We start from the raw sequence: 2,466 nt of genomic DNA, 5'->3' as shown, positions 1-2,466 counted from the left end.
CTGTGGTTTGACGTTCGCTATAACTCCTCTGTGGGCTGGGTAGCGCAAAATCCTGGCCCTTACCTACAACGCATGGAACCGGCGCGATCGACCCCACCCAACCCCACCGCCCCCACTGGCAACCGACCCAGCCCGCGCCCCAGTCCGTCCCGTAACGGTTCCAGCAATCGATGACAGTTGGCCTTCGCTTCTGAATTGACCGCGATCGCCCGACCCGATAAGGTTCTAGGAGGAAATTTCTAGCGCAATAGGCAACCCCGAACCTTGGCTAAGACCGTCATTGCAGGCAACTGGAAAATGTATAAAACCCAGGCCGAAACCCTGGAGTTTTTGAAGCCCTTCGTTGAGCAAATCGCCGAAACCCCGGACGATCGCGAAATTGTGCTGTGCGTTCCCTTCACGGATCTCAGCGTGCTGTCCAATGCTCTTCACGGCAGCCGCATTCGCATCGGCGCGCAAAACGTCCATTGGGAAGCCAACGGAGCCTATACCGGCGAAATTTCGGCTGAAATGCTGACCGAACTGGGTGTTCGCTACGTGGTGGTGGGCCACAGCGAACGGCGGCAATATTTTGGTGAAACCGACGAAACCGTCAACCGCCGATTGAAGGCGGCCCAAGCGGCCGGTNNCGAAACCAAACAACAGCGCGACGCAGGCGAAACCCAAACCCACATTGCCCAACAATTGAAGGCGGGGTTGGTGGGCGTGAACCTCAGCAATCTGGTGATTGCCTACGAACCCATTTGGGCGATCGGCACCGGGGACACCTGCGAATCCAAAGAAGCCAACCGAGTGATTGGCTGGATTCGCGATCAACTCAATGGTGAAGACTTGCCGATTCAATACGGCGGTTCTGTCAAGCCCGAGTTGATTGATGAAATTATGGACCAACCGGAAATTAACGGTGTGTTGGTTGGTGGCGCTAGCCTTGACCCGATCGGCTTTGCTCGGATTGTGAACTATCAATAATTGCCATCATTATTGCCACGATCTGCCTCACTGTTTTGCCTTGTTTTTTTCAACCATTGCTAACCAATAGGCGGGCGATCGAGCCGGAATATCCACTCGATCGCCTGCATTCTTATCCAAAAATCATGCTAATTTTTCAGAAATTTATTCTGAATTGAGTTGCCGCTGTTGCTTAAAACGCTAGTTATTTTCTGTGAGATGATGAATTGTGATAAAAGATCACTCGCATTGCAAGATTTTCCCTAACTCATTACTACTCAATTACGGCACTACAGCCTTTACCTAGAATTATTGGCACGCCATATTGCAGATGCCATAAAGCAACGGTTTGGTGGGCAGTGCCCACCCTACGGGCGACTATGCTTAGTAATTGAGGTAAGGGCTGTATCTCCGATCATTCCCTAATTATTATTGCTACTGCTGCCTTCTTCTTGCGTTTCTGCTGGTCCTCCAAACGTGCCACCGGGGCCAAACAAGGATGTGGCCGCCTCATCCAATTGTTGGAAAAAGAGCAGGAAACCCAACACATCTCGGAACGGCTGGGTCACGGTGTTCAAGGCATAGGTAACGCGAGCGATGAGGTTGCGATTCACAACTACCACGTCGTTATCGCGCAGGGGAGGATTATTGGCTGGATCGCCCATAAACGCAGCTTTGCCATCCAGAATCCGGGTAACCGGTTTGCCCTGTTCTGGATCAAAACGAATGAGGGCAATTCGCCGGAGCCGAGCGGTATCCAATGACACGCCATTGAGCGCATCAATGAAGGTACTGCCGTTGGGCAGGGTGAGGGTGACCAGGCCACCGCGACCGGCATAGTTCACCATCCGAATCCGAATGGCGGCGCGGGCTACGTTGCTGCGGGCCATCAGGTCTGCGTCATAGCCCGGATCAATGCCGGATTCGCGCCGAGGCACCACGATCGCATCGCCATCTTGCAGATAAATCCGTGGTTCCGGGGCCCCTTCCACGAGCAGGGAGAGCAGGTTCACGTTTTTCTCGATCGTGGAGCCGTCGGGCAGTTGGCGGCGAACTTTGATGGCCCGTAAATCAGCCCAATCGGTGGCTCCGCCGGAGGCCACTAGGGCGGTCACAACCGTATCGAAGGGGCTGACTCGATAGAACCCGGGTTTGACCACTTCACCAGTGACCACAATGTCAGGATTCACGGGGGTGAGCACGCCGACGGTGACGATCGGGTTAACGAGATAGCGTTCGTAACCCTGCTGTAGAAACTTTTGCAGTTCGGCGGTGGTTAGCCCTTCCGCATTGACGATTCCCAGTAGGGGGACGGAAATTTGCCCCTGAACATTGACGATGGTGGAGGTGTTGAGTTCGGGGAAGCCTTGCACCTGAATGGCGATCGTGTCGTAGGACGAGAGGCGATAGACCCGCCATTCCGGGGGTGGTGCGGTGAGGGATTCAGGCCAGTCGGGAATGGGTTGTCCCGGTTGCCCCGGTTGCCCCGGTTGTCCTGGTTGCCCCGGTTGCCCCGGT

2 protein-coding genes and 1 pseudogene are annotated in these 2,466 nt (G+C 54.8%); 2 read left to right on the top strand and 1 reads right to left on the bottom strand.

Going from position 1 to position 2,466, the window contains the following annotated elements; genetic code table 11:
- Positions 1-264 precede the first annotated feature (264 nt).
- Both AMR42_RS21160 and AMR42_RS21155 read left to right on the top strand, forming a co-directional pair.
- Positions 265-627: pseudogene (locus AMR42_RS21160) on the top strand (triose-phosphate isomerase); the annotation flags it as partial.
- Between the two features lie 2 nt (positions 628-629).
- A partial coding sequence (locus tag AMR42_RS21155; protein ID WP_234406947.1) for a triose-phosphate isomerase occupies positions 630-969 on the top strand: 340 nt, incomplete at its 5' end.
- Positions 970-1,370: 401 nt separating this feature from the next.
- Here the strand turns inward: AMR42_RS21155 and AMR42_RS10715 are convergent.
- Positions 1,371-2,466, bottom strand: a 1,096-nt coding sequence (locus AMR42_RS10715) for a polysaccharide biosynthesis/export family protein (protein ID WP_099533452.1), incomplete at its 5' end; no start/stop codon positions are given.

Source organism: Limnothrix sp. PR1529, from assembly GCF_002742025.1.
Taxonomy (GTDB): Bacteria; Cyanobacteriota; Cyanobacteriia; order CACIAM-69d; family CACIAM-69d; genus CACIAM-69d.
The sequence above is the reverse complement of the archived record's forward strand: the minus strand, read 5'-3'. Positions and strand labels throughout refer to the sequence as shown.